The organism is Streptomyces sp. NPDC031497 (assembly GCF_055580905.1).
In genome coordinates this window covers 60,442-75,001 of sequence record NZ_JBVIKO010000033.1, presented here as the reverse complement: position 1 = coordinate 75,001, position 14,560 = coordinate 60,442, and the positions used below count along the sequence as shown (strand labels likewise).

Genomic DNA, 14,560 nt, shown 5'->3' with positions numbered 1-14,560 from the left:
ACCCCTGGCTCCCGGGAGCCACTCACCCCACCATTTGTCATGCCGCTGACCAAATTCGGGTGGAGGGGTGGGATGTGCCATGTCTGTGCGCCGTAGAACCGTGCTGGGTGCCGCCGCCGTACCGGTGCTCTCGCCGGGGATCGCGTGGCCGACCGGGGCCGGGGATGGGCCGCGGGTGACGGACCCCGGGGCGTACATCTCCTTCACCGGCGGGGCGTTCTCCCTCGTCGGCGCCCCGGTCGTGGTGAGCGCCGAGGACCACCCCGGAGTCGTACGGGTGGCGGGCGACCTCCGTGCCGACATCGCGCGCGTGACCGGCGTACGCCCGGGCTCGACCGTGGCCCGGCACGCGGTGCTCGTCGGCACGATCGGCCGCAGCCCGCTGATCGACGGCCTGGTGGCGTCCGGCAAGCTGGACGTGACGGGGGTCCGGGGCCGTTGGGAGACCTCGCTGCAGGCGGTGGTGGAGCATCCGCTGCCCGGCGTGGAGAAGGCCTTCGTCATCGCGGGCAGCGACCCGCGCGGCACGATCTTCGGGGCGTACGACGTCTCCTACGGCATCGGGGTCTCGCCCTGGTACTGGTGGGACGACGTACCGCCGGTCCACCGCGACCGGGTGTGGGTGCTGCCGGGCCGCCACACCCAGGGCACGCCGGCGGTGAAGTACCGCGGGTTCTTCATCAACGACGAGAACCCGGCGCTCGGGACCTGGGTGCCGGCCCGCTTCGGACCCGGCAAGGCCCCGGGCTTTCCCGGCGGCTTCAACGCGGACTTCTACGCCCGTGTCTTCGAGGTGCTGCTCCGGCTGAAGGGCAACTACCTCTGGCCGGCGGTGTGGGGGCGGGCGTTCGCGGAGGACGACCCGGAGAACCACCGCAGGGCCGCCGAGTACGGCGTTGTCATGGGCACGTCTCATGAGGCGCCGATGATGCGGGGGATCGAGGAGTGGAACCGCCACGCGGCCGACGGGACCGACCCCTACGGGGGCACCGGCGAGTGGTCGTACCTGCGCAACGCGACGGCGATCAGGGCGTACTGGCGGGCCGGTATCCAGCGGATGGTCGATCAGGGCTTCGAGGGCGTGGTCACCCTCGGCATGCGCGGCAACGGCGACACCGGCCTCCCCGACGGTGACGGCATCGAACTGATGCGGGAGATCATCGCGGCCCAGCGGGGGATCATCGAGGAGGTCACGGGCAGGCCGGCCGCCGAGACCCCCCAGGTGTGGACGCTCTACAAGGAGGTCCAGCGCTACTGGGACCGGGGGCTGCGGGCCCCCGACGACGTCACCGTGGTCCTGACGGACGACAACTGGGGCAACATCCGCAGGCACCCGTCCCCGGCGGAACCCCGGAGCGGCGGACACGGCCTGTACTACCACTTCGACTACGTGGGTGCCGGCCGCAACTACAAGTGGGTCGACACGGCCAACCTGCGCAATGTCTGGGACCAGCTCCACCAGGCGCACGCCTACGGCAACCACGGCCTGTGGGTGGCCAACGTTGGCGACCTGAAGGGCAACGAGCTGCCGACCCAGTTCTTCCTCGACTACGCCTGGAACCCCGAGCGCTGGGACATCGACCGGCTGGGCGAGTGGGAGCGGGAATACGCGCGCCAGATCTTCGGCGAGGAGTTCGCGCGGGAGGCGGCCGAAGTGCTCGCCGCCTACGGCCGGTTGCAGGCGCGCCGCAAGCCGGAGCTGCTGAACCGCCGGATCACGCTCGCGGACGACGGCCAGGTGGTGTACGACGACCGGCAGACGCCCTTCTCCTTCGAACACCGTGAGCTGGAGCGGGTGACCGAGGAGTGGCGGGAGCTGGGCAGAAGGGCGACCCGGATCGAGCGCCGGCTGCCGGCCGCGGTACGGGACGCGTGGTTCGAGCTGGTCGGGTACGAGGTGACGGCGACCGCCAACCTGTACGCGCTGCGGGAGGCCGAGTTCACGAACCTGCGCTACGCCCGTGAGGGCAGAGCGGCGGCCGACGACCGCGCGGCGGAGGCGGAGCAGGCCCTGCTGCGGGACTTCGCCCTGGCCGAGCGCTTCAACTCCGCTGTCGCGGGCGGCAAATGGCGGGGCTTCCAGACCCAGCCGCACATCGACTACGGGGACGTGGACCGGTACGGCCCCAACGCGCCCTGGCAGCAGCCGGAGAAGGACAACGTGGCCCTGCCGGACGTCCTGTTCCCGGCGGTACGGCGGATCGAGGTGCCGGAGGCGGCGGGCCTGGGGGTGTCGGTGGACGGGGACGCGGCGGGTCTGCCGTCGTTCAGCCCGTACCAGACCCGGCCGCAGCAGTACGTCGAGGTGTTCAACCGGGGCCGTACCCCCTTCGACTACCGGGTGGAGACGTCGGTGCCGTGGCTGCGGGTGGACCGTCCCCGGGGCCGGGTGGCGCGGCAGGTCCGGGTGGAGGTGCGGGTGGACTGGTCCCGGGCACCGGCCGGCCGGTCCACGGGAACGCTGACGGTGAGCGGGGCGGGGGAGTCGGTGACGGTGGGCTGCGTCGCGGAGCAGCCGTCGGCGCGGGGCCTGCGGGGCTTCGTCGAGGCGGGCGGCTATGTGGCGATCGACGCGGAGCACCACGACCGCGCGGTGGGCGGCTGGCGCCGGCTGGAGGGCATCGGCCGGACCGGCGCGGGGATGACGGCGTGGCCGGTGACGGGGGGCTGGGGAGACGCGTGGCCCCGGCTGGAGTACGAGGTGACCCTGCTGTCGGCGGGGGAGGTGACGGTGTGGGCGTACCTGTCCCCGCGGAATCCGGCGCTGCCGACGACGGCCGGCCTGCGCTACGCGCTGTCCTTCGACGACGACCGCCCCCAGCCCGTGGACATCACCGCGGGCGCGGACGACGGCCTGCTGAACGTGGTGTGGGCGCGGAACACGTCGGACAACGTGAACCGGACGGCGACGCGCCACACGGTGGGATCCGGGGTCCACCGGCTGAAGTTCTGGGCGGTGGACCCCACGGTGGTGGTGCAGCGGCTGGTGATCGACACGGGCGGGCTGACGCCGACGTATCTGGGGCCGTTGGAGAGCCGTCGGGTCTAGGCGGTGCGTCGGCCGACCGCGGGGACGGCGGATCCTCGGCGGCAGTTCACCTCAGGCCCGCTGCCGGAACAGGGCGACGGCCCGGTCGAACGCCGAGTCGCGGTTCTTGCGGAACTCCTCGTCGCCCTTGAGGCAGCTGACGGCGGTCGTCCGGTACTCCTGCACCCCTCGGCCGTCGACGGCGAGGACGGTCTCCCGTACCCGTCCATGCGCCATACGCCGTCCAGACGGCCCGTACCGCCCGCCAGGGCCTGCGGCGCTCCCACGACGCCCACCGCGGCGAGGGGCGGGGTCAGGGAACAGGCTGCGACGGAGACAGTGACCTTGCGACGCACGCTCACGAGGACACAGGTGTGCCAGGGGTGGGACAGCCCCAGGTCAGTCCTTCGGGGCGAAGAGCAGGTTCCGGGTGCGCGGGGGCCGGGGCTCCTGCCAGGGCACCAGCGTGCCGTCGGCCTCGGTGATCCAGTGGGCGTCGTAGCCGAGCGGCTCGAACTCGGCGAAGAGGTCGTCGAGGGGGGCGTTGACCAGGGCCTCGATCACCAGGAACGGCCGGTCGCGCTTCAGCACCTGGCGGGCCCCGTGCAGCACGGACATCTCATGGCCCTCCACGTCGATCTTGACGAGGTCCAGCTTGGTGTCGGCGAACACCTCGTCGAGCGTGACGAGCTGGATGTGCTGGAGCCGGGCGTCGGAGGCGGCGCCCTCCAGGGTCGAACCGGTGGACAGCAGGTTCCCGGAGAAACGGACACTGATGTCGGCCCAGCCGGGCTTGCTGGAGACGCCGGCCTGGTAGAGCTTGACGTTCTGGACGCCGTTCGACCGGACGTTCACGGAGAGCCGCGAGTGAATCTGGTCGACCGGCTCGAAGGAGTGCACCTTCGCTTTCGGATTGGCGTGCGCGGCGATCATCGAGAAGTACCCGACATGGGCACCGACGTCCGCGATCGTCGCGCTCCGCGCCGCCAGCCGGGACCAGGTGCCGAGGGTTCCGGGCTCGTAGCCGAACCTCCCGTTCCACAGGGTGTCCATGGCGACCGCATCATCGTTCACGCAGAACATCACAAACGGCGGACAGTACGGCGACTCGATGTCGACGTAGCCGCGGTACGGGAACTTCTTGCGGTGTTCGCGGATGATGTCCTTGGCGGTGACCGGCCTGACCGACGGTGCGTGGGCCAGCATGCGGGCGTTGGCGGCTTCGACCTCGGAAATACGCATTGGGCGATGGTAAAGCCGAGGTCAGAAAATGTCACAGGGTTTGAAAATGATCAGGAAGGGAAACTCGCAGGTTTTTTTGAGCGGAAATTCCGGAGGCTGTTCATTCCGAATAACCTGGAATTAACCCGTCCTTTTACTTGGGCTGCAGACGCGTAGGCGCGCTGAACGCCACCGGCGCCTGGTCGTCCGTTCAGCCGGCCGGTGAGGCGGTGAAGCGGATCTCCGCCGCCGGAACGACCGCGACCGACCGCCCCGCGTACCGGATGACCGAGAAGATCCCGTTGTGGTGCGCGACGATCTGCGCGGCCGTGGGTTCGGCGCCGGCCGGGCGTTCGATCGTCGTGTGGCCGTCGGCGACGAGGACGAGGTCGTAGCCGTGGGAGAGGGCGCTGCGGCTGGTGGAGTCGACGCAGTAGTCGGAGGCGTAGCCGGTGACGACGAGACGACGGACGGCCAGCTCGGCCAGGACCTTGCCGAGCGCCGTGCCGAGGAAGGAGTCCGCGCTGTCCTTGTCGAGGACGACGTCCCCCGGCCGGGGCGTCAGCGTCGGATGGACTTCGAGCCACTCGGGGGGCACCTGGTCGAACCGCTGCCGTAGGTAGACGACCGGTACGCCTGCCGCGCGGGCCCGCTCCGCGAGCTCGGCGACCCTCTCCAGGCAGGCCTCGCCGTCGTAGGCGTCCTTCAACAGGGCCCGCTGCATGTCGATGACGAGCAGTGCGGTGTCCGGCATACGGAGAGACCTGTCCCGGGAGAGCGCGTACTACTCCGCCTTGTTCCCGCCGCCACCCTGTTGCTGTTCCTCCGGCCGCACCGCGTCCTTCGCCTTCTTCGCGAGATCGTCGTCCAGCTTCTTGAACTCGCGGACCACGGTGTCGGACATGTCGGCGAGCGAGTCGATCTGCTTGGTGATGTCCTCGCGGCCGTCGTGCCAGTTGGACTCGAAGTCGTCGAGGGCGTCGTAGACCGTGCCGCTGCCGACATCGTCCTTGTAGGACTCGAACATCTTCTTGGTGTGGTTGAGACGTTCCTTGATGGAGCGCAGCTGACGGCCGTAGTCCTCCAGCTCGCTCAGCGGTATCGCGAGATCGCTCTTGCCGTTGCCCACGTGACCGTCCCCCGTTCGCGCATCTCGTAGTCTGGCCGCACCGTACATCACACCATCGGACGGGGGACGACGTACACCATGGCCCGCTATATGGAGACGCTCACCATCGAGCGCGGCGGATTCCGCATCAAGGTGCCGGAATCGTGGTGGGAGTTCGACGTACGGCCGGAGTCGCGGGACGACTCGATCCGGCGGATGGTGAACGAGCGGGTGGCCCAGCACCCGGAGCTCGCGCAGTACCGGGACACGTACGTCGGCTTCCTGCGCAAGTCCGCGGCCGACGCGTGGAAGTCGGGCGCGATGTACTGCGGCTGCATGGCGGAGAGCTTCGGCGGTGACACCCCGATCACCGGCTCGGTCACGGTGTCGCTGGTCGGCGGCCGTACCCGCGAGGGCGCGCCGCTCTCCAACGACCCGGCGGCCATCGCCGCCCAGCTCGCGCCGAAGGAGGCGCACCGGGAGGGCGACTCCTGGCGCAAGGTGACGACCGTCGACATCCCCGGCGTCGGCCCCGCCGCGCGCACCTACGGCATCGAGGACATCCCGGTCCCCGAGGACAGCCTCAACCGCACGATCCGCGCGGTCCTGATGCAGACGTTCATCCCGGTACCCGGCCAGGAGGGCAAGGTCGCCCTGGTCGCCGGCAGCAGCCAGGTCCTGGACCTGGCCGACTCCTTCTTCGACATCTTCGACGCGATCACGTCGACGTTCCGGTTCGCGGACTGAGCGGACCGGCCTTTTGGACTGGGAGAGCGGCGAGGGTCTGCTGGGGCTCGACGACCCTGGCGAGTGGGATGCGGCCTTCGAGCGCGGCGAGGACCATCTCGGCACGGCGGTGATCGGACTGGCGTTCCACTGCCCGCTGGAGGAGGCGTCGCCCCGGATCGTCAGGGTGATGGGGTTCCCGGACGGCCTCCAGCGGACGAACGCCTTCGTCGCGGCCGGCCACGCCGCACGGCTCAACGGGCGGCTGACCCCGGAACTGTTCGCGGCCCTGCGAGCCGAAGGCCCCGGCGGCGTCGCGGAACACCCGATCAGGGACACCCTGACCTTCGTGCCGTACCGCGACCTGCCGCCCTGGTTCAAGCGCCGTCGGGTGTACGTGACGGTGCGGGACAAGCTGGAGTACTGGTGGCTGCGCTCCGTGGACGCCATCGAAGACGGCCGGCGGATCCTGCGTGGACGCCGCCACCGCTGAACGGACGGAGATGCAGTGACGACCGCACGAGAAGAGCTGCTGCGACTCGTACCGCCGCCGACGGATGCGGCCGTGGGCGCCGTCGACTGGGCGCGAGTGGAGGACGAACTCGGTGTCCCCCTGCCCTACGACTACAAGTGGCTGTCGGAGCGGTACGGGCCGGGCGGCTTCGACGACTTCATGACCATCCTGCACCCGCGTTCGGAGTTCTGGCCGACACGCCTCGTCGACGCCGCCGAACGCGCCGCCGAGTTGCTGGAGCAGATGCCGGAGAGCTTGCAGAAGGAAGTCCCGTACAGGATCGATCACCTACTGGCGGTCGGGAAGACCGACAACGGAGACACGATCTACTGGGTCACCGAACCCGAGGCAGCCCCGGACGAATGGACCGTCACCGCGAACGGGGCACGCAACACCAAGTGGCCTTACTTCGACGGTGGAATCGTGGAGTTCCTCGTGTCCGTCCTGTCCGGCGCAACCCGCATGGACGTGTTCCCCGGCGACTTCCCCAGCGCCCGTCCCGCCTTCGCACCGGAGCCGGATCCGGAAACCGTTCGCCGTCGACCGAGGGCGCGGCGCCCTGACCACTCGACGCCAGAAGGGGCACCGGGGTGAGAACCCAGGAATTTCTTGTGGAACTCGATGAAGGGATGCTCGAGTTCTTCCGGGACATCGCCGAAGTGCTGGTGACCAGGTTCGGTATTTCTCCCGCAGAGGCGGTTGCGCGGGTCAACGCGGCCTATGAAGGCGCGGAGACAGGACCCTATCCGGATCTCATGTGCCATGAGTTTCCCGAGTTCTGGGCCTACGGGCTCTACTTCGAGCCCAAGGAGGGGAGGACACCGGACGGGGATCCCGAAGAGGACCTGTCCGGCTGGGACGTGCGTCCGGCGCCGCCGAAGGGCTCACGCTTCTGGACCGTCGGCGACCGCCCTGGCGCCGCCTGAGGGCCCGGTCCACGGCCCAGCCTGACCGCCGGGCTTACCTCGAACGACCGTTCCTTGTAAGTTCGCTTGTGCACAGGCTTGTTGACGGGGCACACGCGACGGGGGTTGCGGGTTATGGCGGGGTATCGGCCGGCGGACTGGCATCCACTCGACCTCGACAGGGACCCGACCCCGGGCGACCCGCAGCGCGTCCGCACCCTCGCCACACAGCTGCACGACTTCGCCGACGACGTGTCCGACGCCCTGCGCCTGGTCAAGGGCATGGCCGGCGAGGACACCCTCCTGCAGTGGGCCGGCAAATCCGCCGAGGTGTTCAAGGAGCAGTTCAAGGACGTCCCGAAGAACCTGAAGAAGCTGAAGAAGTCGTACGAGATGTGCGGCGACGCGCTCGCGGACTACTGGCCGAAGCTGGAGCGGGCGCAGGCCCTGGCGGACAAGGCCCTGGCCAAGGCCAAGGAAGCCCAGTCGGATCTCTCCTCCGCCAAGTCCCGGCTGTCGTCGGCCGATTCGTGGGTCACCCGGGCCGGCAAGGAGGCGGACAAGTACAAGGACGACCCCACCGGCAGCAAGTCCACCGCCGACAAGCCGGACGAGGCGAAGGTGCGGGCCGCCACCCGGGACGTGCAGAGCGCCAAGTCGGCGCACACCAAGGCGCAGTCGGACGTCACCACCGCGCAGAACGCCCTCGACGCCGCGAAGAAGATGGCCGAGGACGCCCGGAAGATGCGGGACGACGCGGCGGGTGAGGCGAAGCGGAAGATCGACGAGGCCTCCGACGCGGGGATCCCGAACCGGCACTGGTGGCAGGACGTCGGGCACTGGTTCGAGGACAACTGGGACACCATCGTCACCGTCTGCAAGGTCGTCGTCGCGGTCGTCGGCATCATCGCGTTGATCATCGGCGGGCCCATCCTCGGCGCCATCGTCCTCGTCGCCGCCCTCGTCGTGCTCGCGGACACGCTCTACAAATACTCCAAGGGCCAAGCGTCTCTATGGGATGTGGCGTTCGCCGCGCTGGACTGCATACCCGGCGGCAAGGGCATCACCAGCCTCGGCAAGCTCGCCAAGGGCCTCAAGGAACTGAGGAACATCAAGGGCGGCATGAAGGCGATGGCTGGAGGTCTGCGGGGCCTCAAGTCCGCCCGAGGACTGCTCGCGGAAGGCTCAAAGGGCGCCTACAGCAGGCTGAAAGGCCTGATCAAAGGATGCGGCGACCCGATCGACCCGGCTACCGGCCATATGTACCTGGCGCAGACGGATGTCGCGTTGCCGGGAACCCTGGCCTTGGACTTCACCCGCCGCGCTTCGTCGGGTGGTCGCTCGGGCCGCTGGTTCGGGCCCAGTTGGTCCTCCACTGTCGACCAGCGTCTCGAAATCGACGAGCAGGGAGTCCTGTTCGTCACCGAGGACGGCATGCTGCTGTCCTATCCGCACCCCGAGGGGCCCGCGGTTTCCGTATCTCCTGAGAGCGGCCCTCTCTGGCCGCTGACCCGGCTGGACACGGGTGGCTACCTCATCACCGAGCCGCTCACGGGCATCAGCCGCCGCTTCGCCGCTCCTGTCGGTGGCGTGGCACTCCTGGAGCGAACAGCCGACCGCAACGACAACACCGTCGACTTCGACTACGACGACGAGGGTGCCCCTCAGGCCGTCCGCCACTCCGGTGGGTATCACCTCAAGCTCACCGTCGAAGACGGGCGCGTCATCGCGCTGGCACTGGCCGGCGCGGGCGAGGACGGGCGAGACGTCACGGTCAAGCGGTACGGATACACCGCCGGGAACCTCACCGAAGTCGCCGGCTCGGCAGCCACGCCGACGCGATTCACCTACGACGAGCGGCAGCGCATCACGTCGTGGCAGGACACGAACCTCCGCCGTTATTCGTACACCTACGACGAGCAGGACCGGTGCATCGCCCAAGGCGGTGAGGCCGGGCACATGGCCAACACCTTCGCCTACGACCAGGCCGCACCGGCCTGGCCCGACCGTCGTGTCACGGAGATCACCAGCGCGGACGGTGCCACCAGCCGTTTCGTCGTCGACGAGCGTTCCCTCGTCATCGCCGAGATCGACGCGCTGGGCGGCATGGTGCGCACCGACCATGACACCCACCAGCACGTCACCTCGACGACGGATCAGCTCGGCCACACCACGCGGATCAGCGTCAACGAACTGGGGCAGCCGGTCGCGATCACGGGGCCCGACGGTGTCACGGTCCGCTACGAGTACAACGATCTCCATCTCACTACGTGCGTGAACCTGCCGGACGGCACCTCATGGCGGTACTCCTACGACGAACGCGGCAACTGCACGTCGATCACCGATCCAGGCGGGGCGACCTCTCGCAGCACCTACACACCGGAAGGCCATCCCCTTACCGTCACCGATCCTCTGGGCCGCACGACCACCGTGCGTTGCGATCGTGCGGGCATGCCTCTTGAGGTCACCGACCAGCTGGGTGCCACCGGCTGGGAACGAGACGCCTTCGGGAACCCCGTCACCATCACCGACGAGTTGGGGCACACCACGCGACTGGCCTGGTCGACGGAGGGCCGGCTTCTGCGCCGTGTCACACCGGACGGTGCCGTGGAGGAGTGGAGCTACGACGGCGAGGGCAACTGCACGAGCCACACCGATCAGTTGGGGCAGGTATCCCGTTCCGACTACACCCACTTCGACCTGCTCGCGGCCCGCACAGGTCCGGACGGGGCTCGCCACGAGTTCTCCTACGACGCGTCCCTGCGCCTCGTCCGCGTCACCAACCCCCTGGGCATGGCCTGGAGCTACGACTACGACCAGGCCGGTCGACTGACATCGGAGACCGACTTCGACGGCCGCGTTCTCACGTATGCCCACGATGCCGCCGGGCGCCTCGTCTCCCGCACCGACGCACTCGGCCAGACCATCACCTGCACATACGACGCCCTTGGCCAGCTGATACGCAAGGACTCGTGCGGGACCGTCACCACCTGGGCGTACGACCAACTGGGCAACCTCACGCATGCCGCCGGACCCGACTCCGCGCTCACCTTCGAGCGCGACAGCGTCGGCCGTCTCCTGGCCGAGACGGTCAACGGACGGACCGTGACCTATTCCTATGACGCGGCGGGGCAGCTCGTGGGCCGTGTCACTCCTTCCGGTGCCACGAGCAGCCGTACCTACGCCGAAGCGGGGCGGCTCACCCGTCTCGTCACCTCCGGGCGAGTCATCGACTTCGAGCACGATTCGGCGGGCCGAGAGGTGACGCGGCACATCGGCACCGCCGCGACCCTGGCCCAGGCGTTCGACGAGGTGGGGCGCCTGACGAGCCAGACGATCACGCGCACCGACATCCGGCCCGTCCTGCACCGGTCTTTCGCCTACCGGGCCGACGGGAATCTGACCGGGGTCGACGCCTCGGTCCTCGGAAGCCGTCGTTTCGATCTGGACGCGGCCGGGCGGGTCACCGCGGTGCGGGCGGAGAACTGGACCGAGACCTACGCCTACGACAGTGCCGGTAACCAGACCCAGGCCGACTGGCCCCACACCCACCCCGGCCACGAAGCCACCGGAGACCGCGCCTACCGCGGTACTCGTCTCACGCGGGCCGGGAAGGTCCGCTACGAACATGACGACCTCGGCCGGGTGACCCTGCGGCAGAGGACACGGTTGTCCCGCAAGCCCGACACCTGGCGCTACACCTGGGACGCCGAGGACCGGCTCGTCTCGGTCGTCACACCCGACGGCACGCGCTGGCGGTACACGTATGACCCACTGGGGCGCAGGACGGCGAAACTGCGTCTTGCCGACGACGGTGTCACCGTGGTCGAACAGGTCGATTTCACCTGGGACGGCACGGCTCTCTGCGAACAGACCACCACGTCGACGTCGGTCGACACCTCGGTCACCCTCACCTGGGACCACCACGGCCTGGCGCCGATAGCCCAGACGGAGCGGAAGTCGGCCGCGGACGCACCTCAGGACGAGATCGATTCCCGCTTCTTCGCCATCGTCACCGACGTCGTCGGCACTCCCACCGAACTCGTCGACGAAACCGGGAACGTCGCCGGGCGGGCCCGCAGCACCCTGTGGGGTGTCACCGCGTGGGCGGCGGACGGCACTGCTCACACACCGCTCCGCTTTCCGGGTCAGTACCACGACCTGGAAACAGGCCTGCACTACAACTTCTTCCGCCACTACGACCCTGAAACGGCCCTCTACCTCACCCAGGACCCGCTCGGCCTGGAGCCCGCCCCAAACCCCGTTGCATACGTGCATAATCCGCACACATGGGGTGATCCTCTCGGTCTGACCCCCTGCGAGATCGCGGCCCGGAAGAGTGCGACGGAGCTTCGCAATTCTCCGGGCATGGTCACAGGAGGTGACCGGCTTCCGGATATCACCGGTAAGTGGTTGAGGGGGAGCCATGGAAATGCGGGGAGAATTCCAGGACAGGTGGCCCGAGGGCTGCAGGGGCGCGAGTTCAAGAGTTTCGACCACTTCAGGGCGGCGTTCTGGGAAGAGGTCTCGAAGAATCCGGAACTGGCCGGGCAGTTCAAGAAGTCCGGCCAGACCGCCATGGCCGAGGGGAAGGCGCCTTTCACCGCGGCCGGTCAGGCCATTCCGGGCCAGGGCCGTTACGTGCTGCATCACGTCCAGCCCATCGGACGAGGTGGCGGTGTGTACGACCTCGACAACCTGGTGGTCGTAACGCCGCGATATCATAAGGAGGTGCTGGAGGGTGGCTACCATTTCGGCAGCTAGCAGGATCAGGTCGAGGGGAAGTATTACGTGATCTCGAAAACACGTGAAGAACTCGTTCAGATGGTTCAGCAGCTCATTGACGCACGTCTGCCCGAGGCGGAGGAAGACGCGTTGGTGGAGGAGCTGAAGCGGAGTGTGCCGCATCCTCGGGTAACCGATCTGATCTACTACTCGGACCGGGATCTCACGGCTGAGGAAGTGGTGGATCAGGCACTGGCCTACCGGCCGATCGAGCTGTGAGCCAGGCGTTCTCCCGGCGACGCGCGGAGCGATGGTGACCCTGGCCGCCCCGGACACCCCGGAAGGAACGCTGGTGATGCAGATGGACAGTGGCCCGCACTCTGGCATGGGCGGCAGGATCGAAGTGCTGAAGTTCGAGGAGGGGACGGCGGTCGGGCGCTCCGACGGTGCGTTCAACGGGCGGCCGATCACTGAGGGTTTTCAGCTCGGCCACTGACCGGGTGACGCCGACAGGGTGCGCAACGCACGAGGCTCCCGTGCCGTTGGAGGAGGTGTTCGTAGTCTCAACCCACAGGCACAGGAGCCGCGTTGGTTCCGTATTCTGCCGCACTCGACCTGCCTCACGCCTTGGTCGGGTGGGTCACGATGCTCATCGTCATCCGCGAGGGTGACCGTCGTTGCAAACTCCCGCCGCACCAGCGTGCGCTGGTCGCCCTGGTGTACCTGCGTCGGCACGACACCCTCGCGCAGATCGCGGCCGGCTTCGGTATCTCCGTCGGCACCGTCCACGCCTATACGGCCGCCGTCATCAATCTGCTCGCCGGCCGCGCGCCCGGCCTGCTGCGTGTCCTGCGCGAAACCGACCCCGACTACGTCTTACCGGACGGCACCCTCGCGGAGTGCGACCGGGTCGGCGACAGCCGGGCCGACTACTCCCACAAGCACAAACGGCACGGCGTGAACGTGCAGCCGGTGACCGATCCGGACGGCCGGCTGCTCTGGATCTCACCCGCGCTGCCGGGCCGCGCCCACGATCTGACGGCGGCTCGCACCCACCGCATCATCCGGATCTGCGAACGCCAGGTCGTCCCGGTCCACGCTGACCGCGCAAGGGGGTGCGGTATGCCACTTCCTACCCGGAAGGAGCCGAGCACCTCCGGGATCTTTTCAGCAGCAAGTTCCCAGACGAATTCGCCGATGGAAGGCTGAACGTCTTCCACGTGCCGGGAAACGGAATGGATTGAGGCGTGGACGAGGTCGTTGCAGTTCTGGAGCTCCTGGCCGACGACGAGAGCCTGACGGGTGAGGGGATCGGTGCCGTCCTGGAACGGCTGGGCTGGGGCGTGGCGCGCCAGGTGCCGGGTGCCGCGTTCCCTCGTGTCTGGCGCAAGGACGACCTCCTGGCGGGTATCGAGGGGGACGCCCCGCAGGTGCGGCTCGCTGTCACCCTGTGGGAGCGCGAGGTCGACGAGGAGGCCGGCTTCGACGCGCTGGAAGCGCTGTACGACGAGTCCGCGCAGGTGGTCGGACGGATCGCACACGAGGTGGAGACCGGTGTCCTTGCCGGGCGCCTCGTCCGACTGGACGGTGGCCGGACGCAGGGCATCGATTACATCGAGCAGCGGGCCTGGGTCCTGGGCCGCCGGTCGCTGCTCGTCGGTGCGGTCCAGGACGACACGGAACTCCCGGTGAGGGTCGATGCCGCCGTTTCATGAACCCGGGCGGGCGGTGAGTACCGGCGCGATGTCTGATGTGCCGCAGCGGAATCCGGCGGTCTACCGCCTCCTGCCGAGCACGGCCGATTTCCAGCTCCTCCACTTCGGAGACGACGTTGTGGACCTCCTGCGCTGGCAGCGCGGTGGCTCCGAGGGGCCGCACCCCGTGCGGTTCACCGCGGAGTGGGTGGGCGATCCGGCGTGGCCGAAGAACGAGTTCCCCAACGGAGGCGCCGGCCTGCCGGTCCTGAGCCGCCGTATCGCCGACCTGATGTGGGGCGAACTGGAGGGAGCCGGAAAGCTGCTGCCGGTACGGATCAAGGACGCGGACGACGACTACCTGCTCTGTCTGGTCGAGCGGGTGGCCGACTGCCTGGACGGCGAGAAGTCCTCGCCTCCCGACGTGATCGGCCGGATCAAGGACTCGGTCTTCCGGGCGGACGACATCCCGGTTGATGTCCCGGCCTTCCGCACCACCGCCTTCCCCACCGCCGTCTGCTGGAACGGCTGGGCCGTGCGGCTGCTCAGCGGACTGCTCGGAGAGCAGCTCGAATGCCGGCTGGTGTGGTCGGAGGACCCCGGGCTCGTTCCGCACCATGACCCTTGGGGATTCTGAGC

The 14,560-nt window shown here is 68.7% G+C and carries 13 protein-coding genes and 2 pseudogenes; 11 read left to right on the top strand and 4 right to left on the bottom strand.

Annotated elements, in window-relative coordinates; translation table 11 throughout:
• Positions 1-79 precede the first annotated feature (79 nt).
• Complete coding sequence (locus ACZ5K7_RS42395; RefSeq protein WP_468922717.1) at positions 80-3,049, top strand: glycosyl hydrolase 115 family protein; 2,970 nt, start codon at positions 80-82, stop codon at positions 3,047-3,049.
• Positions 3,050-3,100: 51 nt separating this feature from the next.
• Here the strand turns inward: ACZ5K7_RS42395 and ACZ5K7_RS42390 are convergent, their stop codons facing one another.
• The 4 genes from ACZ5K7_RS42390 to ACZ5K7_RS42375 form a co-directional block, all read right to left on the bottom strand.
• On the bottom strand, positions 3,101-3,265 hold the full coding sequence (locus tag ACZ5K7_RS42390) for a hypothetical protein (RefSeq protein ID WP_468922714.1): 165 nt from the start codon (positions 3,263-3,265) through the stop codon (positions 3,101-3,103).
• A 162-nt stretch (positions 3,266-3,427) separates the two neighbouring features.
• Complete coding sequence (locus tag ACZ5K7_RS42385) at positions 3,428-4,270, bottom strand: FkbM family methyltransferase (RefSeq protein ID WP_351693763.1); 843 nt, start codon at positions 4,268-4,270, stop codon at positions 3,428-3,430.
• Positions 4,271-4,460: 190 nt separating this feature from the next.
• Positions 4,461-5,003: an isochorismatase family protein gene (locus tag ACZ5K7_RS42380; protein WP_468922711.1), complete on the bottom strand. Its 543-nt coding sequence runs from the start codon at positions 5,001-5,003 to the stop codon at positions 4,461-4,463.
• 30 nt (positions 5,004-5,033) lie between these two features.
• Positions 5,034-5,378 (bottom strand): hypothetical protein, encoded by a 345-nt coding sequence (locus tag ACZ5K7_RS42375; protein WP_351693749.1) that lies wholly within the window; start codon positions 5,376-5,378, stop codon positions 5,034-5,036.
• Positions 5,379-5,456: 78 nt separating this feature from the next.
• Here ACZ5K7_RS42375 and ACZ5K7_RS42370 point away from each other — a divergent pair, with 78 nt between their 5' ends.
• The 10 genes and pseudogenes from ACZ5K7_RS42370 (at position 5,457) to ACZ5K7_RS42325 (ending at position 14,558) form a co-directional block, all read left to right on the top strand.
• On the top strand, positions 5,457-6,104 hold the full coding sequence (locus ACZ5K7_RS42370) for a hypothetical protein (RefSeq protein ID WP_468922708.1): 648 nt from the start codon (positions 5,457-5,459) through the stop codon (positions 6,102-6,104).
• 13 nt (positions 6,105-6,117) lie between these two features.
• On the top strand, positions 6,118-6,576 hold the full coding sequence (locus ACZ5K7_RS42365) for a hypothetical protein (protein ID WP_468922705.1): 459 nt from the start codon (positions 6,118-6,120) through the stop codon (positions 6,574-6,576).
• A gap of 15 nt (positions 6,577-6,591) precedes the next feature.
• Positions 6,592-7,191, top strand: a complete 600-nt coding sequence (locus tag ACZ5K7_RS42360; protein WP_351693740.1) for an SMI1/KNR4 family protein — start codon at positions 6,592-6,594, stop codon at positions 7,189-7,191.
• The gene (locus ACZ5K7_RS42355; RefSeq protein WP_468922702.1) at positions 7,188-7,523 is read left to right on the top strand and encodes a hypothetical protein; all 336 of its coding nucleotides are present in this window, start codon (positions 7,188-7,190) and stop codon (positions 7,521-7,523) included. Before ACZ5K7_RS42360 ends, ACZ5K7_RS42355 begins: the two co-directional genes overlap by 4 nt.
• Before the next feature lie 114 nt (positions 7,524-7,637).
• Entirely contained in the window at positions 7,638-12,266 is a 4,629-nt protein-coding gene (locus ACZ5K7_RS42350; RefSeq protein ID WP_468922699.1) for a DUF6531 domain-containing protein, read from the top strand.
• A 27-nt stretch (positions 12,267-12,293) separates the two neighbouring features.
• Positions 12,294-12,506, top strand: coding sequence for a bacteriocin immunity protein (locus ACZ5K7_RS42345; RefSeq protein ID WP_351693732.1), 213 nt, complete (start codon positions 12,294-12,296; stop codon positions 12,504-12,506).
• A 73-nt stretch (positions 12,507-12,579) separates the two neighbouring features.
• A pseudogene (locus tag ACZ5K7_RS42340) lies at positions 12,580-12,714 on the top strand (transcriptional regulator); the annotation flags it as partial.
• 101 nt (positions 12,715-12,815) lie between these two features.
• Positions 12,816-13,393 (top strand): annotated as a pseudogene (locus ACZ5K7_RS42335) (transposase); the annotation flags it as partial.
• A gap of 81 nt (positions 13,394-13,474) precedes the next feature.
• Positions 13,475-13,942, top strand: a complete 468-nt coding sequence (locus tag ACZ5K7_RS42330) for a hypothetical protein (protein ID WP_468922696.1) — start codon at positions 13,475-13,477, stop codon at positions 13,940-13,942.
• Positions 13,943-13,970: 28 nt separating this feature from the next.
• Positions 13,971-14,558 carry a hypothetical protein gene (locus ACZ5K7_RS42325; RefSeq protein WP_468922693.1) on the top strand — a complete coding sequence of 196 codons (588 nt, stop codon included), beginning with the start codon at positions 13,971-13,973 and terminating at the stop codon, positions 14,556-14,558.
• Positions 14,559-14,560 lie beyond the last annotated feature (2 nt).

What these genes read in the sequence shown, in the direction of transcription:
- ACZ5K7_RS42370 (WP_468922708.1), top strand. Translation starts at nt 5,457, where the DNA reads ATGGCCCGCTATATGGAGACGCTCACCATCGAGCGCGGCGGATTCCGC.
- ACZ5K7_RS42380 (WP_468922711.1), bottom strand. Translation starts at nt 5,003, where the DNA reads ATGCCGGACACCGCACTGCTCGTCATCGACATGCAGCGGGCCCTGTTG.
- ACZ5K7_RS42390 (WP_468922714.1), bottom strand. Translation starts at nt 3,265, where the DNA reads ATGGCGCATGGACGGGTACGGGAGACCGTCCTCGCCGTCGACGGCCGA.
- ACZ5K7_RS42325 (WP_468922693.1), top strand. Translation starts at nt 13,971, where the DNA reads ATGTCTGATGTGCCGCAGCGGAATCCGGCGGTCTACCGCCTCCTGCCG.
- ACZ5K7_RS42395 (WP_468922717.1), top strand. Translation starts at nt 80, where the DNA reads ATGTCTGTGCGCCGTAGAACCGTGCTGGGTGCCGCCGCCGTACCGGTG.
- ACZ5K7_RS42385 (WP_351693763.1), bottom strand. Translation starts at nt 4,270, where the DNA reads ATGCGTATTTCCGAGGTCGAAGCCGCCAACGCCCGCATGCTGGCCCAC.
- ACZ5K7_RS42350 (WP_468922699.1), top strand. Translation starts at nt 7,638, where the DNA reads ATGGCGGGGTATCGGCCGGCGGACTGGCATCCACTCGACCTCGACAGG.